Source organism: Bradyrhizobium sp. USDA 4354 (assembly GCF_054060315.1).
Genome location: NZ_JBSSDC010000001.1, coordinates 3,715,760 through 3,733,630, shown reverse-complemented (window position 1 = coordinate 3,733,630; position 17,871 = coordinate 3,715,760). Strand labels below are relative to the sequence as shown.

Annotated in this window: 15 protein-coding genes and 1 pseudogene; 7 read left to right on the top strand and 9 right to left on the bottom strand. The window is 59.2% G+C overall.

All coding sequences use genetic code 11. From position 1 onward, the window contains the following. Positions 1-146 precede the first annotated feature (146 nt). From ACVIIV_RS17040 to ACVIIV_RS17030, 3 genes are all read right to left on the bottom strand, one after another. Positions 147-1,565 carry a nucleotidyl transferase AbiEii/AbiGii toxin family protein gene (locus ACVIIV_RS17040; protein WP_456745180.1) on the bottom strand — a complete coding sequence of 473 codons (1,419 nt, stop codon included), beginning with the start codon at positions 1,563-1,565 and terminating at the stop codon, positions 147-149. Then, positions 1,562-2,374 (bottom strand): type IV toxin-antitoxin system AbiEi family antitoxin domain-containing protein, encoded by an 813-nt coding sequence (locus ACVIIV_RS17035; RefSeq protein WP_456745179.1) that lies wholly within the window; start codon positions 2,372-2,374, stop codon positions 1,562-1,564. Before ACVIIV_RS17035 ends, ACVIIV_RS17040 begins: the two co-directional genes overlap by 4 nt. A gap of 1,829 nt (positions 2,375-4,203) precedes the next feature. Next, complete coding sequence (locus tag ACVIIV_RS17030) at positions 4,204-4,494, bottom strand: hypothetical protein (protein WP_456745178.1); 291 nt, start codon at positions 4,492-4,494, stop codon at positions 4,204-4,206. A 74-nt stretch (positions 4,495-4,568) separates the two neighbouring features. On the opposite strand from ACVIIV_RS17030, the pseudogene ACVIIV_RS17025 reads away from it, so the two are divergent. Continuing rightward, positions 4,569-5,018, top strand: a pseudogene (locus ACVIIV_RS17025) (transposase); the annotation flags it as partial. 590 nt (positions 5,019-5,608) lie between these two features. Here ACVIIV_RS17025 and ACVIIV_RS17020 read toward each other — a convergent pair. The 4 genes from ACVIIV_RS17020 to ACVIIV_RS17005 all read right to left on the bottom strand — a co-directional run bounded on the left by ACVIIV_RS17020 (position 5,609) and on the right by ACVIIV_RS17005 (position 10,868). After that, a complete protein-coding gene (locus ACVIIV_RS17020; protein ID WP_456745177.1) occupies positions 5,609-6,862 on the bottom strand; it encodes a DUF418 domain-containing protein in 1,254 nt (417 codons plus the stop codon). A 936-nt stretch (positions 6,863-7,798) separates the two neighbouring features. Then, positions 7,799-9,139, bottom strand: a complete 1,341-nt coding sequence (locus ACVIIV_RS17015) for a tetratricopeptide repeat protein (RefSeq protein ID WP_456745176.1) — start codon at positions 9,137-9,139, stop codon at positions 7,799-7,801. After that, positions 9,024-9,473 (bottom strand): adenylate/guanylate cyclase domain-containing protein, encoded by a 450-nt coding sequence (locus ACVIIV_RS17010; RefSeq protein WP_456748754.1) that lies wholly within the window; start codon positions 9,471-9,473, stop codon positions 9,024-9,026. The genes ACVIIV_RS17015 and ACVIIV_RS17010 overlap by 116 nt, the downstream gene beginning before the upstream one ends. A 348-nt stretch (positions 9,474-9,821) precedes the next feature. Then, a complete protein-coding gene (locus ACVIIV_RS17005; RefSeq protein ID WP_456745175.1) occupies positions 9,822-10,868 on the bottom strand; it encodes a transposase in 1,047 nt (348 codons plus the stop codon). Between the two features lie 157 nt (positions 10,869-11,025). On the opposite strand from ACVIIV_RS17005, the gene ACVIIV_RS17000 reads away from it, so the two are divergent. The 3 genes from ACVIIV_RS17000 to ACVIIV_RS16990 all read left to right on the top strand — a co-directional run bounded on the left by ACVIIV_RS17000 (position 11,026) and on the right by ACVIIV_RS16990 (position 13,412). Further along, positions 11,026-11,220, top strand: a complete 195-nt coding sequence (locus ACVIIV_RS17000; RefSeq protein WP_456745174.1) for a hypothetical protein — start codon at positions 11,026-11,028, stop codon at positions 11,218-11,220. Between the two features lie 595 nt (positions 11,221-11,815). Continuing rightward, positions 11,816-12,235, top strand: a complete 420-nt coding sequence (locus tag ACVIIV_RS16995) for a CopG family transcriptional regulator (protein WP_456748753.1) — start codon at positions 11,816-11,818, stop codon at positions 12,233-12,235. A 4-nt stretch (positions 12,236-12,239) separates the two neighbouring features. Further along, complete coding sequence (locus tag ACVIIV_RS16990) at positions 12,240-13,412, top strand: extracellular catalytic domain type 1 short-chain-length polyhydroxyalkanoate depolymerase (RefSeq protein WP_456745173.1); 1,173 nt, start codon at positions 12,240-12,242, stop codon at positions 13,410-13,412. A gap of 342 nt (positions 13,413-13,754) precedes the next feature. On the opposite strand, the gene ACVIIV_RS16985 is transcribed toward ACVIIV_RS16990, so the two are convergent. Then, positions 13,755-14,315, bottom strand: coding sequence for a hypothetical protein (locus tag ACVIIV_RS16985; RefSeq protein WP_456745172.1), 561 nt, complete (start codon positions 14,313-14,315; stop codon positions 13,755-13,757). Positions 14,316-14,415: 100 nt separating this feature from the next. Between ACVIIV_RS16985 and ACVIIV_RS16980 the strand changes: the two genes are divergently transcribed. From ACVIIV_RS16980 to ACVIIV_RS16970, 3 genes are all read left to right on the top strand, one after another. After that, positions 14,416-15,927, top strand: a complete 1,512-nt coding sequence (locus tag ACVIIV_RS16980; RefSeq protein WP_456745171.1) for a hypothetical protein — start codon at positions 14,416-14,418, stop codon at positions 15,925-15,927. Positions 15,928-15,995: 68 nt separating this feature from the next. Further along, positions 15,996-16,961, top strand: coding sequence for a helix-turn-helix domain-containing protein (locus tag ACVIIV_RS16975; RefSeq protein ID WP_456745170.1), 966 nt, complete (start codon positions 15,996-15,998; stop codon positions 16,959-16,961). Further along, positions 16,951-17,394, top strand: a complete 444-nt coding sequence (locus ACVIIV_RS16970; protein ID WP_456745169.1) for a hypothetical protein — start codon at positions 16,951-16,953, stop codon at positions 17,392-17,394. Before ACVIIV_RS16975 ends, ACVIIV_RS16970 begins: the two co-directional genes overlap by 11 nt. A gap of 151 nt (positions 17,395-17,545) precedes the next feature. Here the strand turns inward: ACVIIV_RS16970 and ACVIIV_RS16965 are convergent, their stop codons facing one another. Beyond that, on the bottom strand, positions 17,546-17,716 hold the full coding sequence (locus ACVIIV_RS16965; protein WP_456745168.1) for a hypothetical protein: 171 nt from the start codon (positions 17,714-17,716) through the stop codon (positions 17,546-17,548). Positions 17,717-17,871 lie beyond the last annotated feature (155 nt).

Here is a 17,871-nt window from a genome sequence, read left to right as displayed (position 1 = left end):
GACCGGGCTCTTTGATCGCAGCACCTCTCTCCTGGAAGATGAAGCGGGAATTTACCACGGCCGGAATAGGCAGGCGGGCTTGCCCCAACACTTTTTCCACTACTTGTGGGCGCACTAGCACTTGCCCGCGCATTCAAGGCATCTGGCTAGTATTTTGTGCGAACATAGGTCCCGTAGGTGCCATAGCACTGAAAGCCTGTCCGGTTTTTGTGAGGACGCAACTGACTGTCATGGGTCTTACGCTCGAACAGCTTGCCGCACGCTGTGCAGCGGAAGACGTAAACGGGACCGCCGCTCGATGTCCGCCGGCGGCGTTGCGTTGATAGGCGTGGCACGGTTAACGCCGGCCGCGCGGTTGGAGCGATCGATTGGACGCCTGTTGGCGTCAGTTCGATCGGGTACCGCGGCGCGAACGTTTTTTGAGTGGGCGTTACGCCAAGGATACTGTTGAGCAGATAGCTGCGCGGCTGGCCATCGTCCGCGCGCACCGCCATGAGAAGGACGTCGCCGGCCTTCGAGCGTCGCAGGGAGTAAGCCTCAATCGGTCGCGTTGAGCGCTTGCCTTTCTGGTCACGGTAATCAATGTCGACCACAAGCCGATTGGCGCCCGCAAAGCGAATGGTCTCAATGAAAGACTGACCTTGGAAGCCAGTCGGGAAGCCGATGACGCGCTCCTGAATGAGCGGCGCGCTGACCGCCATGGCCATCGCTGGCAGGACTGGCGCCACGACGCGACCATGCAGCCACTCGAAAATCTCGGGCAGGGCTTCCCAGAATGAAGCTATTGGCAGCAGGGCCGGAAGCTGGTGGTTCAGCATTCCCATCCAGCCGGCTTCAACGTCCGCCCGATGGATCTCAATATCACCGAGCTGCGGCAATTCGATGCCTTTAAAGGCGCATTTCTCGCGTAGCACAGCAGCAAATTGTTGCTGCTCGGGGCGCGCGTCGGTGTTGCGATAGAGATTGACGACATCGTAGAGATCACGCGGCCGCGTGCGCTCGGCGAGGGCCCGAAATTTTTCGGCGAACGCCTCGACATAGTCGTAAGCGAGCACCTCGATGCCGTCTTCAGGCGCGTCTGAATAGGGATGAAAAATGTCGACAGTCTCTGGCGCCCGTACGACGCTTTCGTCGGCCGTCAGATCGAGTTTGATGCGGGGCAGAGGCCGGGTGGGCGAGACGGGCCCTTTATAGCTGATCTTGCCCTGGCAGGAGAGTTTGCCGCGCGGATTGCGATAGATGTCAAATTCCTGCTGATCCACGGGGACTTCGATGCCAGATTCCTCATAAACCCAGGCCCCCACTTCGGCGAAGACCCGCTTGAGAAACGCGTCGTCCAGGTGCGCTTCATTGCGTAGCGTGAAATCGAGATCCTCAGAAAAACGATAGGTTTCGAAGAAGCACTTCTTGAGACAGGTCCCGCCCTTGAAAATCCAGCTCTCGGCGAGTTCTTCATGGGCGTAGATGCCAGCGAGCATCCAGCCAAGGACGTAGTCCTTCTCAATGACATGCGGTGTGAGCGAGGTCTGCGCGGCGAGATCAAGGATTTCGCGCTTGTCGATCAAGGATCGTCTCCACGTGCCCAGGACGAGGGAATGAGGAGCCGCCATTTTGAGATGAGTCGCTTACATTCCAAAGCGGGATCAAGCTTTGCGTGACCGGTTGTCAGCCTCATGCGGCACTGCGCAGCAAGCGTTCCTCCCCCGTCCTGCCGCTCGGTCAGAAAACCGAGGCGCTTGAACACGGCACCGTTACCGAGTTGGTCGGCATATTCGATCAGTTTGGGATCGCTGCGATCAGACCTCTTAAAGTAGGCGTTCAAGCAGTCTGCGACCTGTTGGATGCCGCCGCCGATGGCTGGGTCATCGAGCATGTCAATGACGGTCCGGTGTACGTCAGAGACCGGCACTTTGCTGTGATGCCGCCAGACTGTCTTAGTACCGAAAATTTTCTCGGTCTGCAGGTGCTTGAGCGTAAAATCGAAACCGTGCCGCTTTTGCTTCTTTGTACGAAGGGCCTGGCCGGTGATGACGACGATGTCTTTGAAAATCTGTTCGGTGAGGTCCCAGTGCTCGGCGGCGGTACGGCCGCCGATGTAGGCGGGCGCGAAAAGTGCTGGCACCAGAACCCAAGCGTCATCGAGCACACGTTCCGAGCCCAGAGTATCGATCGCCGCCGGCACATAGGCGCCTGTTCCCACCCGATTGAGCCAGCCTTGCTCGCGCCAGCGGGCGAGCCGTTTGGCCGCCTCGACCCGCGAAAGAGCAAGTGCCTCCTCGACATCGGCGATATGAATAACATCGCCCGACGCGGCAAGAACCCTCTGAAGTTGCGCACGCCCCTTGGGAAGACGCGCCCGGCGACTCTGGCTCATGTGCCTAAATTCTCAAAAATTGCGAATATTTACACATAAATTATCAAACGAGCCCCTGAATTGTCGAGTTGACCTGCGTAAATTCGCGATAATAGAGAATTTTAGTAGATAAGATATATGAACCAGCGACCTCAAGGTCCACACGGGAGAAGTATCCAAGGTTTGATCCCTTGTGCGCCTACTACCATTCGATCATCTTAATCATTGACTTAGCGAACCAATTCCCTTCCGGCGTGCCCAAGAAAAGCTGGGGCACAATAGGGGCACTTACCCCGCCATGGCCTACATGCCGCTGCCGCGATCCTGGTGCCAATAAATGAGATGCGCAGGATTGGCCAAACGGACGGGGCGGCTTTGATGGCGGACGGTCGCGATATCGCTGCCCCGAAGGCTATAGGCGAGAACGAGGGCCATCTCCCTCTTTGGACTTTCCGCGGCGGAAGCTAGGTTCAACCTAACTGCGGAGGTTATAGCTAATGGACGACGAGTCTGACGAAGCTGAGGGATCACGCGGCCGTCTGGCCAATGCACGCCAAACGCTGATTGATCTCGGTTGGACAGAGGACGAACTCGACGACTTGGATATCTCAGACATCTTTAAGTACGCACGAAAGAAAAAGCTCCCGCCGTTAAGGCCACGGTTCTAAGTTTCTGCCGTCGCAGGCGGCCTTCTGCCGACATTCGCTTCAAGTCCCGATCCGACTGGGGGTGGCTGCTGCGTCCCGAACGCAGTGCGCATCTTTTAAGTTATTGATATTTCTCGATGTGGCAGACGTTTCCGTCCCGTTTTGTTCACGGTCATTTCACCCAATTCGTTGCGATTTCGTTGCGGCTTTCTTGAAGCGGGAACGGGCGTCGGTCATGCATGGGCATTTTCAACAAGTAGCAATATCTCCGGGCGGGGAAAGGGTCCCCCGTGTAGGCTGTTTCGAGGGTCGTGGGCCGCTGTCGCCGGTTGTTGGCGGTTCGAGTCAGTAGTCCGCTGATGCGCAAATTCGGTCACGTGCCCCTAGAGATATTCGCACCAACGTTTTACTGGGCGAACAAACGACCTTCCGGCTCACAGCTAGCTCAGTCACAAAATACAGAATTGGGCTCTTGCGTTCTCATTAACTGTGTCCGCCAAGGAACTTCCGCTTTCGGCTTGAGGCTCTTGTGCCCCGAGCCGATTGCACTTTCATAAAGTCGCCTTTGGCGATCTGCTCCGCGTCGCTTGCCAGGCAGCAGCCCACGATGATCGCTGCCCGCGTAGCGCGATCCTTTAATTTCCCAAAATGCTCGTAACAGTCTCAGGTTCTGCATCGGAACGCGGTTGCGGATGATTGCGATGATCGGTTTGCGGCGCAGCACACTGTGATCGCAGAAATCGACTGGAGAACTTGCTTGCGGCCCTCTCATCCCGCTTGAACCTGCAATGCTGTTCTGAAATCCTACTCAACCAGTGATCGTGCAGCATTTCCAATGACCGGCTTTCATTTTTGCGGCTTTCGAGCATCAGGTAAGTCAAGAGAAGATCGTGCCATTTTTCGGCGCCCGCATTTGCGCGCAAGCTCCTAGAGGAGACGGACCAGCTGAACGCGAGGCTTGCTTCAGCAGATGCGCAGATCAAGGAGGCTTCCTCAAAACTGGCGCAACTGAGAGCGGAGGTCGCGCTACTTCGGGAGGAGCGTGACATAGCTCGGCAGCAGCTGGTCACTATCGGAGCTGTCCCGTTGCTTGCCGTAGACGCGCGGCGGCGGGAGTTGCAGGCAGCGGTCGATGCGCTGAATGAGAATCTTGCAAAAGCGCGTACAGAAAAGGCGGATGAAGCGCTGATCGGCGAGCGCGGATCACCGCCCGAACCGTCCCGGCCGGTTGGCGTTCCCCATCTCCTCGAACGCCTTCGCTAGCGCTTCAGCGCCGTGTTTCTGCTTGAACGCTTTCCATGCCACCTTGAAGCGGCCCTTCGCCTCGTCGAGACTCGGCGCATCGCCGAACGATGCACGATAAGAGATCGGCACCGTGATGTGCCAGAGCCATGTAGCGGGTGAATGCTCGGTCGCGAGCCTGATGCGGCCGATCGGGCGGCCGTCCTCTCGGACGCTGTAATCATCGAGACCGATGAGACGAACGGTGAGCATTTTAACCCGCATGCTTGGCCAGCACGGCCCGGCCCTGCGGCTGAGGGGCTTAAGACGAGACCGGCCGGGGAACATCCGGCGAGATCGAAGCACTGGCCGTCAAGATCAGGCATGTTCGCGCCTGATGACGGTGCCTGGCATCGGGCCGATCATTTCGAGTGCCATGGTGGCCGCGATCGGCACTGGAGACGTATTCTCCAAAGGCCGCGACTTCGGCGCCTGGCTCGGACTGGTGCCCAAGCAGATCTCGACGGGAGACCGCACGATCCTCGGCAAAATCTCGAGGCGCGGCAATCGCTACCTGCGCGTTCTGTTCGTGCAGGCGGCATGGGTTGTGCTGGTCAGGATAAAGAACCGGGAACGTTACGGGCTCAAATCCTGGATCGAAGTCGCCAAAAGGCGGTTGCACCACAACGTGCTCGCGCTCGCCAACAAGCTTGCCCGCATCGCCTGGGCGGTGCTGGCAGAAAGGACGCGCCTTCGAGCTGACGAGGACCGACGAGGCAGGCGTCCGACCTGCTTGATCCTCGCGCCGTGCTCGGCGCGGTCAAGGCGCAGCCTGGCAACGCCGGAGCCCGCCGCAAGCCAAGCGCGACGGCTGGCCTTGACCGCCTCTGCGCGCGACGCGATCGACGTTCCGCGGGCCGGGACGAAGGAACGGCCCTTGGCTCGAACAAAGGAACTGAGCGATATGAGGAGCAAGCGATGACGTAGCCCTATCAACAATTTCCAGCCGAGGTCTGCGAGAGGATGAGACGAGATGGAGGTTCGGTCTTCCCGGCGCATGCGAACACTGGTGACCCAAATGGCCCAATCGAGGCCTGTCTGCTAACGAGAACGCACGCGCGCTGATATCCATGATGGCCCGGAGCAAATGCTCCAATCAAAGGCCGGATACATTGATGCAAGACCGCTCACCGCCAGCTCGGCGAAACCACTTGTAACGCAGGTCAACGGCTGCCTTGGGCGGCTCGCATGGCTCTGTTCGGGTCACCCTCAGAAAGCAGACGTTGCGGTGCTCTGAGCCAAGGTCAGGCACGGGCCAAAACCAGCCGTACCCGCTGGGGCGGCTTCCGCTTGAAGCAGAACGCAGCTTGGGTATCTGGAGGCCGCATCAATCTGCTATGGTCGCGCGCATGATGAGTAAATTGACCGTTGCCGGCATCGGCTGCGATACCCCATACATGCACGAGCGCCAGAGCCACTCGACAGGACCGAACCGATAGCGGCGCAGCCACCATGCGCTGAACACCACCTGCGCGAGATACACCAAAATGCCGATCGCCAGTGTCGCGGCCACGCCGAGGCGGCCAAATTGGCCTAGACCACAGCCGTAGAAGATCCAGCCGCAGATCACAGATTGCGCCAGATAATTGGTGAACGCCATGCGGCCGAGCGGCGCGGCCCAGCCCAGCATCCTCCGCCCGCCCGACAGGTTCACAGCGGCGATGACTGCGGCCGCATAACCCAGGGCCAACACGACCGCGCCCAGCTGTTCCACCGGAAAATGCGCGCGCCCGAGCGACGGCCAATCGAAGAGCTCTTGTCCTGCTGCAGCGAGACTCAATCCGCCGCCGAGAAGAATGCCAACGGTTGCGACGACGAACAGCAGGCGCCGGTTCGCCGAAGCCCGACGCAAAACCCCGCTGCGCCATGCGAAGGCGCCGACCAGGAACAGCGCGACAGTGCGCGGAAAGACCATGACGTGCAGCGGAAAAATCGCCGGCACCTCGCGGATCCGGAACGCGAGCACATCGAAAAATCCGCCCGTGCCGTAGGCACGCGTCGCGTCTGCGGCAAGAGCGGCCATCTCGGCTGCACGCGGCAGCGGCACGATGGCCGGTAGCACCGGCATGGTCACGTAGAGCCCCAGGAGCAGCAGGGCTGCACCCGCCATGAGCCACCGCGCGGCGCCGAGGAAGGGCAGCACCACGAAGCCCGCCAGCGCATATTCGACGAGAATGTCGCCGTTCCAGATCAAACAGAGATGCACCAGGCCAATCGCCAGCAACACCACGAGCCTGCGCACGAGCAAGATCATGCGCCGTGCATTGCCGGCAAGCCGCTCGAATTGGATGGCGAGGCCGACGCCGAACAGTAGCGAGAACAGCGCAAGCGCCTTGAAGTCGACGGCGACCGTCAGCACCGCCGCCACCGCCCGGTCGAGCGGCCCCGCCGGCTCCGCGTTCGGCAAGAACGGCGCGAAGAAGGAGACCCGAAATATGGTCACGATGTTCATGGCGAGCACGCCGAACAGGGCCAATCCCCGCAGCACGTCAATCGCGTCGAGCCGCTCCGACGGGCTCATAGGCTTTGGAGGCGCGTCACTCGCCGGCGCGGTTCGCGAGCCGATGCTTCCGCCGGTCATTGCAGGACTCCCCCATTTCCGATGGAGAGATTTAGAATGCCGCCTCGTGCTGCGTCAAACTACCTGAATTGGGGAGCTGAATCGAACCGTGACAAATTGATTCACTGCCAATGCGAGGAAATAAACATGAACTTAGATTGGAGGAATTTCTCCAATGGCTCAACTTGATCTCCCGGTATTGCCGCGGCTGTTAATTCGGTACCGTTCGATAACAGACGAGACCATCAACGCAAAATCTCTGCTATTAGGAGCAGTATCTATGGTTGTCCGAATTTCGGCGTTTGAACGATCCGATGGAAGGATCTTCCAACCAGACGTTCCGAAGTTTATCGACACCACGGGGTGGACTAAGGGTGTTCTCCGCAGCAAGCCAAAAATTGGAATTTGTTGCTTTAGCGACACCAACGACAACGAACTAATGTGGGCGCATTACGCCGCCAACTATTCTGGGATTTGCGTCGCATACTTGGCGGAACGCTTGACCAGCGGCCCGGCGGGGACGGTCTGTTCGCAGGGTCTCAGGTCGACTTTAGCACGCCATTCATTCGGGTAGAATCCGCCTTTGCTGACACCCTACTTCTCGGTCAAATAGACGGTATGGATCACCTCAGCGGCGCTGCCCCCGGCGTACGCGGTCCCGCGGACGTACTCAAACAGCATGCCGCCCAGCAAAACAGCCATGTCAGCGGCACACGGATCGAAATCGGCGGCGAGACCGGCGGTCAGTTGTCAGGCGCGACCCAGGAGAGGGACGGGTCCTCAACGTCAGGATCGCCAAACTGGAGAAAGCTTAAGGCCGGCAATTCGCGTCCGCTAGACCTTGTGAAGCAGGCCGCAAAAGGGACGAGCCGCAGCTTCGCCGATGGGCCATTTCCGGACTCGCACCGCAAAGCAAGGCCCCATTCAAATCACTTCGTCGGCACAGGCGATAGCGGCTTATTCAGGCAACCCCGCTTTCCGAAGGCCCTCGATCAAAAGCGTCGCGTTTGAGTGCCCGCCCCGGGCGATCAACGCGGATATTGTAAAGGCGGGATCGAGCTGAAGCAGGAGCGCCGCCGCCTCACGCGCCTCAGCGTCGCGTCCGAGATGAGCGAAAGCGGACGCGAGACAGCGGTAAGCTGTCGAATAGGAGGCGTTCTGACGTCGGCATTTATTCCCTGCGACGATGGCCTGGTCAAAGCGGCGAAGCTCAATAAAGGCCATCCCCATCGCAACAAACGTTATGGGTAGCCGCGGGTCTACCGGGCTCAGGCGGATGGCGCGTTCAAAGCTCCGGACCGCTTCCTCCGGAAGCCCCGCAATTCTATAGACTTGGCCTCTGCAGGTCCATGCGCGATATGAATTTGGATTAAGCGCGACCGCCCGGTCAGCCATTTCGATCTCGCTTTCACAATCGCCGACCATGTAGGCCGAGATCATGGAAACCAATGCTAACGTTTCCGAATCATCACCGTCGATGCTCAATGCCAAGCGAAGAAGCCGAACCGCTTCCTTGCGGTCGAATTGAGGATCGATAGCATGCCCCCAAATGACGTTCCGCATGTGACAGTGACCCGCCAGAGCAGCGACAAAGCCGAACCGAGGGTCAAGCTCCAAAGCACGATGCGCCAGCCTGATCGCCTCGACCAATCCTTCGCGGGTCATTAGGTAATACTGCTGCATAGCGCGAAGATAGAAATCATAGGCGGTGAGGTTCTCTGATGGCCGACGTGCTGACAGGCCAATTTCTATTTCAAGCAATTTCGGTTGAATGGCCGAGACAACGGCGACTGTCACCTCATCTTGCAGAGCAAACACGTCCGTCAGGTCACGCTCGAACCTGTCCGCCCAAATGTGCGCCGCTGTAGTCGCATCGATCAATTGCCCTGCGATACGAACTTTGCCTGAGGCCTTGCGCACAGACCCCTCCAGGACATACCGGACGCCAAGCCGGCGTCCCACCTCCTTGATATCGACCGCTCTGCCTTTGAAGGTGAAACTCGAATTTCGGGCGATCACGAACAACCATTTGAACCGCGAGAGCGCGGTGATGATCTCTTCAACCATTCCGTCCGCGAAGTATTCCTGCTCGGGATCGCCGCTCATGTTCTGGAACGGCAGCACGGCGATGGAGGGTTTATCTGGAAGCGGCGGGGCCGCACTTGGCCTCTCGCTTAGCGGGCTATGCGCTCTCGCGCGTATAGCAAAAGCGCGGACTGGCTTGGAGATGTTCTTGAGCTGCTGCTCGCCCCGGTCCTCGAAGCGAACGTCCAGCTTGCCCTCGACCTCGCTGTACACCCTTTTCGGAAATCAGGATGCCCCCTGGACTGGCGACCCCTTCTAGTCGGACAGCGATGTTGATCCCGTCGCCAAATAGATCGCCGTCAGCCCCGACGATGACCTCCCCGAGATTGATCCCAATGCGTAGCTCAAGGGAGCTTTGACCCGACCCGATGCTTTCCTGTATCTCCACCGCGCATCGCACCGCAGCCGACGGACTTGCGAACTCGGCCAAAGCGCCGTCACCCGTAGTCTTGATCAGTCGCCCGTCGTGGCGGGAGAGGCCAGGCTGGATTACTCCGCGCTTCAGCCGCTCGAACTCGGCGTAGGTGGCTTCCTCAGCGCGTTGCATCAACGCGGAGTAGCCGACCACGTCAGTGGCCAAGATCGCCGCTAGTCGCCTTTGAACCCGCCGCTCGATCACAGCACCCTCCGAACGGCCAGACTAACCACGCCGCTGGGACAAGAGCGAGCCTAGCACGTTGTTGCGCACGTGTGAGCGGTAATCGCGGAGCCCGATTGCCCCAAGTGCCATTTTGCCGGGCCCGTGGCACGGGGGCAATGAACGTGCATCAACTCGGGAGGTCCGAATTGGGTCTTGGTTGTGTGCAAACGGATAGGTCGGCACGCGGCCGTGGTTGCCAATCACTGCAGGCGGCCGAGGTTCTCGCGTCGGATCGGTGGACGCACTTTCCGGCGTTCAGGCGGAGCGGATGGCTGTAATCTGGCTCGGTTTGCCGACGATGTTCATCACCCGTGTGAGGTTATAGGCGAGAACATGTAGCGCCATCTTTGCGGCGACGTTCCGTAGGCGCTTCATCAGGAAGTGGGTCGCACCCATACGGGCTTTGATCGTGCCGAAGGGATGCTCGACCGTCTCGCGCCGCGTCCGCATGGCGTCGGGATTGGAATCGAGCCGTCTCTGGACCTCCTCGACCACATGCTCACGCTCCCAGCGCATGATGCGGCACTCCTTGGACGGTGTACATTGGCTCTTGATCGCGCAGCCTTGGCACGCCGCTGTCGACCAGTAACGGCGCAGCGTCATTCCATGCTCGATGTTGATGTAGTGATAGGGCAGCAGCTGGCCGGATGGGCAGCGGTAGACGTCCTCATCAGGCAGGTAGACAAAGTCCTGTTTGCCGAACCGACCCTCCGCCTTGGCGTCCGACGTCATGGGCTTTGGCAAGGTGACTGCAACGCCAGCCTCTTCGCAGGCTAATATCTCCTCTCCGTCGAAGTAGCCACGGTCGGCGACCGCCTCGAGTTTGTCCACTTCGAGCACTTTTTGGCTTGCTTCGACATCCGAGCAAGCTGCCCACATTCGTTGCCGACGTTTATGACCTCGTGCGTAACAATCAGATGCTGTTCGGTATCCACCGCGACCTGGACATTGTAGCCGACGACAACCGATCCGCGTCCGCTTGGCCATCGAACGGGCATCCGGATCGGTGAGCGATACCTGTTGATCCGGCGTGTTGCGCATCCGCGCATCAACTTCCAGGCGGCTCATCTCCTGCTTCAGCCGAGCGATTTTTTCCTTGATCCTCGTCGTCTTGATGCTGATCGCTTCCGATGGCTCCTGCCGATCGGCGCTATCGAGTTGACGCAGATATCGACCGACGCTTTCCTCGATCTGCGCCATCCGCCTCGCCATCTTGGCATGCGTGAAGTTGCGGTCGCGGTTGTTCACCGCCTTGAACTTGCTGCCGTCGATTGCGACGCTTGGGATCTGCAACAGGCCCATCTGCCGGCATAGTGCAAGCGCTAAGGCGACTTACTGCAGGTCCAAGCGTTTTGAACATGGCTAGAGCATCGGAAATGGTCAGTACCTTCCCAACGCAGCGCCCGTCGCTAAAGGGCTACTTACGCCGCCTGCTGTTTCGTGGGCCACGTAATCCATCGTGACCCTTGCGACGTTGGCGCCGATCCAGGCGGCCATGCGCTCCTCCTCCCTCAATGAGGCTTCGAGCGCGGAAATCTTTCGGCGGCTGATCGCGACTGTGAGCCTGGTCGATGACGAAACCCTGCTCGCGCACGTCGAACTTTGGGAACGCGAATCCGACAGGCACGCTCACCATCGACTGTGGGCGCGGTAAGCTACGATTTCCAGCCGTGCTCGGCGGCCGACCTCGTCATGCGCTTCATAGCGGAGCGGACATGCGGCCTGCCAAGCGCAGCACCGATTGAGCTTCGCCGCACCGCAACCTTCAATCACCGCATTGCCTTTCGACGCATCACCCTTTTCGGTCTTCGCGTTGCGCTTCGGCGCGGCACATCGAGCTTTCAAGGACGCCCCGCTTCAATTCCACCACCTGCCCGTGGGCGCGTCGGCAAGGTGCTGATGTTGCGGGCGAAGACTGCGGCTTTCCTCGATGGCAAGCCGAAAACGGGCGAAGAGCGGATCCTCCATGGAAATCCCACGATAATTGCTCACTCGTATTCACATGGCTTATGGCTGAAGAACGTCACGGCAGGACCTCAGCCTGCGTTATCGGCCGCGGCAGTCCCCTAGCACCCTCCTCGGGCTGGCGGCGCGTTCAGCGCGCCTCAACCTAGGCTCGATCCGATCGAGAAGGCTGACCAGTACTCTCCCCTGCACTTCACGTCATATCAATGGGGGACACCCCCCCCCTGAATGCCCAGGCTCTCCATCCATATACCATCCTTGCAGATGGAGAATGGATGGAAATGATGGCCAGCAACGTCCGCGAAATCCGACCAAAGCCCTCCGACTCGGAAAAAATCACGATCAATCTTGGCTTCGTCGACCTCGGTCAGATCGACTTGATGGTCCAGGAAGGATTCTACTCGAACCGTACTGATTTCATCCGAACGGCAATCCGCAATCAGCTCGAACGTCATGCCGACGTGGTCAAGCAGTCCACGGTCCGAAAGAGTTTGGACCTCGGGCTCCGGCACTACAGCCGCGACGATCTCGAGGCGGCGCGGCGGGCGGGCGAGATGCTGCACATCAATGTTCTGGGCCTTGCCACCATCGCCCCAGACGTGACGCCCGAACTCGCTCGCGCGACGATTGCCTCGGTCTCCGTGTTGGGAGCCCTGCACGCCAGTCCCGCCGTCAAATCCGCTCTCGCTGACAGAACGAGGTAGGGCCATGCTGAAACTGGACATGGTTCGCGAAGCCACACGCTTGACGCGGTCGGGGCAGCTCGTTGAAGCAACCGCGCTGATCCAGCGCATGCTTCGGGGTGAGAACGCGCCGGACGTCACCGCACCCACCACACACGGCTCTGCCCGTACAGATCGAGAGTCGCCGATCACCCTCCTCGACGCCAAGGCCGATGCCGCAGAGACGAGGACACCGCGACGCACCGTTTATCCGCCGGTGCGTCTCGCCAAGAACCTCGCCGGGCTGGGAATCGAAGGATCGCTGAGGCGGGCCCCGTCCATGGACGACATCGTGCCGGACGGCGCGCGGTTCCTCGAAGGCAGCTATGGCAACGCCGCCGGGAGCCGCGCCTATCGGCTCTTCATTCCCAGCGGCTATCATTGCCAGGCCATTCCGCTGGTCATCATGCTCCACGGCTGCACGCAGTCGCCGGAGGATTTCGCCGCCGGGACGCGGATGAACTTCATCGCCGAAGAACAAACCTGCCTCGTGGCCTATCCTGAGCAGCGACCCGAAGCGAACCATGCGAAATGCTGGAATTGGTTTCGTCCGGGCGACCAGCAGCGTGGCGGAGGCGAACCATCGCTCATCGCCGGCATCACGCGCCAGATCATGCGCGACCATTCCGTCGACGCACAACACGTCTACGTCGCGGGGCTGTCAGCCGGAGCCGCGGCCGCCGCCATCATGGGATCGACTTACCGCGATCTGTACGCAGCCATCGGCATACATTCCGGACTGGCCTGCGGGGCCGCCGCCGACCTACCCTCCGCGCTGATCGCCATGAAGCAAGGCGGCGGGCCAGAAGCAAAGCCAGGCGACGGCCGGCCTATTCCGACGATCGTCTTCCACGGCGATCGTGACACGACCGTGCATTCGAACAACAGCGGTCGAATTGTCCGGCAATCCATCGCCGGGACGAGCACCAAGGTAAAGGTACATCGCGGGCGAGTACCCGGAGGGCATGCCTACACCCGCACGGTGCATACCGACGCCGGCGGACGCGGAATCCTCGAGCACTGGGAAATCCACGGAGCCGGACACGCATGGTCGGGCGGCAGCCCCGCCGGCTCCTACACCGATCCGGACGGACCGGATGCAACGAGGGAGATGCTGCGTTTTTTCCTCGAGCATTCGCTCCTCCACAGGCAAAACTAGCAGCCCTGCGGACGCGTCCTGACGACCTGGAGAACCTGGATCAGTTAACTGCCGCAAGAATCGACTTCACGGCGATGGTGTGAAAGTCCGCGAATGGCCTCTCAAACCATATGTTCCTATTGGGATTCACCGCGATCAGGCTCCCCTCGCGCCGAGCACAGCTAAATCTAAATCGATCAAGAAAGTCGTTAGCTCGCGCACTGGAAGGAAGCTCTAGTTCGGTCATCAATACTTGATTGCGCAGCCGGGCAGACGATCTGCGGCTGCTCGAATGTGGTGCTACCCATAGCGGCTTCGCGGGAATCGGATGCGCAAATCTGCCATGTCGACCAAGATCGCCGTCTAAACCTTCCGATAAGTAACGTGCGCCGTGGCGAACGGAATGCCCGCTCGCCCTGCACAGCCGCGTTCGTCGGATGCCGGACTCGCCGCCTGCGGGGTCGTATCGGACGCAAGCTGGGCATTCTGCTTCAGAAGGAACGACCAGATCAGGTCATAGGTGTCCTGGGCTGCAGCGGTGGAGCCCACGTGAGTCACCTCGTTACTGGTCGCGCTCAGAATCCGCTTGTAGTCGAATGCCGTACCGGATCCGAAGCCGCCCGTATCAGTCACCTTCAGCTCCAGGAAGAAGGTACCGTAAAGTAACGGGTCGATGTCGAAATGGGCATACCTGTCGAACGCCTCTTCAGGCCGAGTCTTGTAGATCTTCAGGCATGCCTTCCGTCTCTCTCGTTCGATCTGGTAGAAGGTCACGACCTCACACCGGATGGACTTGAGGAAGTACGGCAGCTCACCGGCCGTGATCACGCCTGTCTGCGGATCATGAATATGATATAGACTGGTGCACCCGCCCATGGCGAGGCAAATGCCAACGTAAGCCGCGGCTCGGCTGAATTTCCACATATGTATGCCCCGTCCGGGTCGAGGCGCGGATCTCCCGCTCAGATAGAAAACAGTCCGCATAGCTTCGTCGATAGCATCGTGAGGACAATGCAACTCTTCGTTGTCCCTGCTGGATTTCGCGCAGGTTTTCCGCGCGACTTCCCACGTCTTGGCAAGCGTGTTCAGTGATGGTCCTACGGCACAGGCGAAGAAGTGTGAGCAACAATGTCGAGCCGATTGCAAAATCTTCGGCGCACGCCTATCGATGGAACATATTGCTGGTGTGATTTGGACGAAGATTTTGCCTGGGGCCGTGAACAGCCGAGCCGAAACGTCAGCCTTTGATGCCTGGAAGAAGGAGGCGTGGGAGCTTGCCGGGCGGCAGGAGCTGATCACGAATGCCAGTCGGGATGATCTCAGGAAAGCTCTGATCGAGCTCGACGCGCTGTTTCGGAAAGCCCCGGGAAGCGTGCACAAGGCCTACCGAAATCTTACAGAAAAGCGACTCAAGCAGGCGCGAGAGAGCTTCACCCACTCAATAGGAGATGGCCATCTCTCATGGTCGTTGTCCGATGAGACGCCTGAACTGGCAGCGTTAATGATGGGCGGCCTCATATGGGAAATCGACCGGGTCCTCGCTGAGCGGCGGTCTCATTGGCCGATCGCACCGAGTGAGTGGCACCTCGAGCAGCTTGGATGCTGGTTCATTCCGCGGCAGGGCGTGAGCGCATTGCGTCCGGCTCGAAGGGGGCAGGCTTACTCGAAGCGGGGCCTGCTTTTTCACAGGATTCTGCCCGCACTGATACAGGGCTATCCTGTCCACGTCGTAGATACTCGCACATTGCATAGTACGACACCGGACGCGAGCAAATGGAAGATGGGTGCTTGCCTGTTCAAGGCTCTAGAGATCAAACCGGAATTTGTTTCCGTAGGAGGCGATAAGCGTTTCATTGTCGCGGGCGTCGAGGCGCCGTCAGCCGGTGACGCCATTTCGGAGCAGATTACTCAGGCTCTCAAGGAGAACTGCATTGCCGTTGTGTGGCCGGAGCTAACCGTCTCGCCGGAATTGCGCGAGAACATCGTCAAGCTCATTCGAGACCGCGACGTTGCGGACGAGCTCGAAGCTCCCGAAATTCTGATTCCAGGAACCTGGCACGAGACGACCGACCATGGGATCGTGAACCGGGCCCGGATCTACGACGGTTATGGAGAGGAGCGCCTGATCTACGACAAGATCGCCCCGTACGCCGACGAGGGTTGGGGGACGGAAAATATCACTGCGGGTGACCGGGTATGTGTCCTTGCCACCGAAGGCGCTTTGATCGGGATCGCCATTTGCCTGGACTTCTGTGACGCGTGCGAGACGCCCTTCAGCGAACTCGACGTGGACGTGATGCTGGTCCCCTCGATGGGGAACGACCGCACAATGCAGGGCCACCAGACCACCGCGGCTCAGGTTGAGGTGAGGTTCGGCACCCGCAGTTTCGTAGTGCAGCATTCAACCCAGATGGCTTTCAAAGGTCACAGAATTGGTACTATTTTACCTCTGTTGAAAGAACCGAACGCGGTTTCAGCCAAGGAACTTGGTCAAAAAACCATTTGGGCTGCCTACCAATGGGGCCTTGACACCTAGATTCCCGGACTAAAATCAGAGTAAAGCGTTGTAAAACGATCTTAACGGTTATGATATAGGGCTAGCCCATGTCGGACGTAGCATTGGAAAAGATAGAATCGGGCGAAGCGACGGCGAACGAGGCCAGGCGTGTCATTTCGGAACTCCTCAAAGACGGGTCCGAAAGAAGCTTGGAGCGACTCTATGCGACACTGGGCGCGTGGGTTTGGAACGCCCTTGAAAGCCGCCGCCGTGACCCTGAACTGCGGGAATGGTTCGATATTTTACGTCGGATGAGCGCAACGCTCGGGCCAAGGAATGCTGCCTATGCGGAGCGCTTCAGAGCATTCTACGATCTTCTGCAGATGTCGATAAATACCTCCAAGCTCGCACGTCCGAACGAGGTCATGCATCGTCAGCACGTCATCGAGATACTTCGGTTGCTGCGCGACACACCGTCGGGACAGATGGAGAAGGCGGCGATCGCCAAGAGATTATCTCTTAGAGATGCCAATCTCAGCCGCATCCTCCGCCTCATGACGAATGCGCGTTTCGTGGAGCGAACAACACAGGGCAAGTTCGCTCATTTCGCCCTGACGCGTGACGGCTTGGTTGAGTTAGAAAGGCGCGAAAAGCGCGAAGCGAAAGAGCGTGGCCGGTCAACCCATTTCGTGCGAGATAAGTTTCCAGCAGCCGCCCACCCGCTCCACGTAACCGCGGATGCAGACACGGTTCTTCGTACCTTTATTGATCTGGCAATGCAGGGCTCGTTGCACGCCAACACAGCTGGGTCGCTGAACGCGAGCGCTGTCGGCGTCCGGCGAGCAATGGAGGACTATCTGCTCCATTTTCACGGGCCGGCACCTGCCGCGCCCGGATATATGAAGGCGAGGACGAAAAGCTCCTACCAAGCCTTTTCCGTCACTGTCGTGCAGCCAAAAAAGGCCGAAGCTCACGGCTCCTACAGTATAGAGCCGATGAATAGTCCCAAACCCGCCTCATTCCCCGTGGGGATGCTGCATCTGCAGGGAGAGGAGACCGAACATGTCGAATGAAGATCATAGTGCTTCGAAGCCGGATGAGGCGCAAAGTGATCCCGACGCCGTCATGTTGTATGGAAGCGCCCTGGTCGACCGGCTCACATATATCTCAACGACATTCAGCTCGCTGGTCATGAGTATGGGCAGAGCTGCGCGTGACAATCGCGATGTCCTAGTCCCACTCGTCGAGGTGAAGTTCGAGGGACCCACCGGCCAGGACGACACCGTATCCAAGACCTTTTTTGCGGAGCTGGTGCCCCTCGAAAATATAGCTTTCGTTCTGGAGGATATGTCGAACGATCTCACGACCGTTTGCCATCACCTGAGCGCGGTGAGTGCCGGCCCGGTGAAACCTGACTTCAAGCGACTGGGCGAAACGAGAAGGCTTTTGAACGAAGCCAAGGGCAACCTCGAAAAGTGCTTGGCCGATTTGGAAAGGATTGGCTGAGGCTCCCTTAAGCAAGGGAACAAAGTGCTCGAGCGCAGTTGAGAACCGCTTGCCGAGGCGCCAAGTCGATCAGCCATGTTCGCTAAAGACAAGCATGAGCATGACCAGCGTACTGCGGGAGTGTTGTTCGGTGTCGAATCTCTTCTAAGCCTCAGCTTGCCGCCTTCAAAGCGAGCACAGTATTTGCAAAGCGAACGCCATAATTCCTGGCCGCTATTGCGCCGAGGACAAATTGCGCCAGGAGCGCTCCCACATACACCAGCGCTGTCTTAGAAGTCTGCATAGTCATCGCGCCGATTCCGCCAAAGAAGATCAGCAGCATGAACGCGATGCCGGCATAGTCGTGACCTGCCGCCGGCTATAACTTCGGCCTGCTGCTGCGATGGCTCGCAGAGCTCTTGCGTGCCATCATCCGAGCCTTCTTCGAGACCGTCCCGGCTCGAAACATCGCTTGAGCCGGGCGCCGCGCCAGTTCTT

Excerpts from the sequence above, each read along its gene's own strand:
- ACVIIV_RS17035 (WP_456745179.1), bottom strand. The coding sequence starts at position 2,374 with ATGAGCCAGAGTCGCCGGGCGCGTCTTCCCAAGGGGCGTGCGCAACTT.
- ACVIIV_RS17030 (WP_456745178.1), bottom strand. The coding sequence starts at position 4,494 with ATGCTCACCGTTCGTCTCATCGGTCTCGATGATTACAGCGTCCGAGAG.
- ACVIIV_RS17020 (WP_456745177.1), bottom strand. The coding sequence starts at position 6,862 with ATGACCGGCGGAAGCATCGGCTCGCGAACCGCGCCGGCGAGTGACGCG.
- ACVIIV_RS17010 (WP_456748754.1), bottom strand. The coding sequence starts at position 9,473 with ATGCAACGCGCTGAGGAAGCCACCTACGCCGAGTTCGAGCGGCTGAAG.
- ACVIIV_RS17005 (WP_456745175.1), bottom strand. The coding sequence starts at position 10,868 with ATGGGCCTGTTGCAGATCCCAAGCGTCGCAATCGACGGCAGCAAGTTC.
- ACVIIV_RS16995 (WP_456748753.1), top strand. The coding sequence starts at position 11,816 with ATGGCCAGCAACGTCCGCGAAATCCGACCAAAGCCCTCCGACTCGGAA.
- ACVIIV_RS16990 (WP_456745173.1), top strand. The coding sequence starts at position 12,240 with ATGCTGAAACTGGACATGGTTCGCGAAGCCACACGCTTGACGCGGTCG.
- ACVIIV_RS16985 (WP_456745172.1), bottom strand. The coding sequence starts at position 14,315 with ATGTGGAAATTCAGCCGAGCCGCGGCTTACGTTGGCATTTGCCTCGCC.
- ACVIIV_RS16975 (WP_456745170.1), top strand. The coding sequence starts at position 15,996 with ATGTCGGACGTAGCATTGGAAAAGATAGAATCGGGCGAAGCGACGGCG.
- ACVIIV_RS16970 (WP_456745169.1), top strand. The coding sequence starts at position 16,951 with ATGTCGAATGAAGATCATAGTGCTTCGAAGCCGGATGAGGCGCAAAGT.
- ACVIIV_RS16965 (WP_456745168.1), bottom strand. The coding sequence starts at position 17,716 with ATGCTGCTGATCTTCTTTGGCGGAATCGGCGCGATGACTATGCAGACT.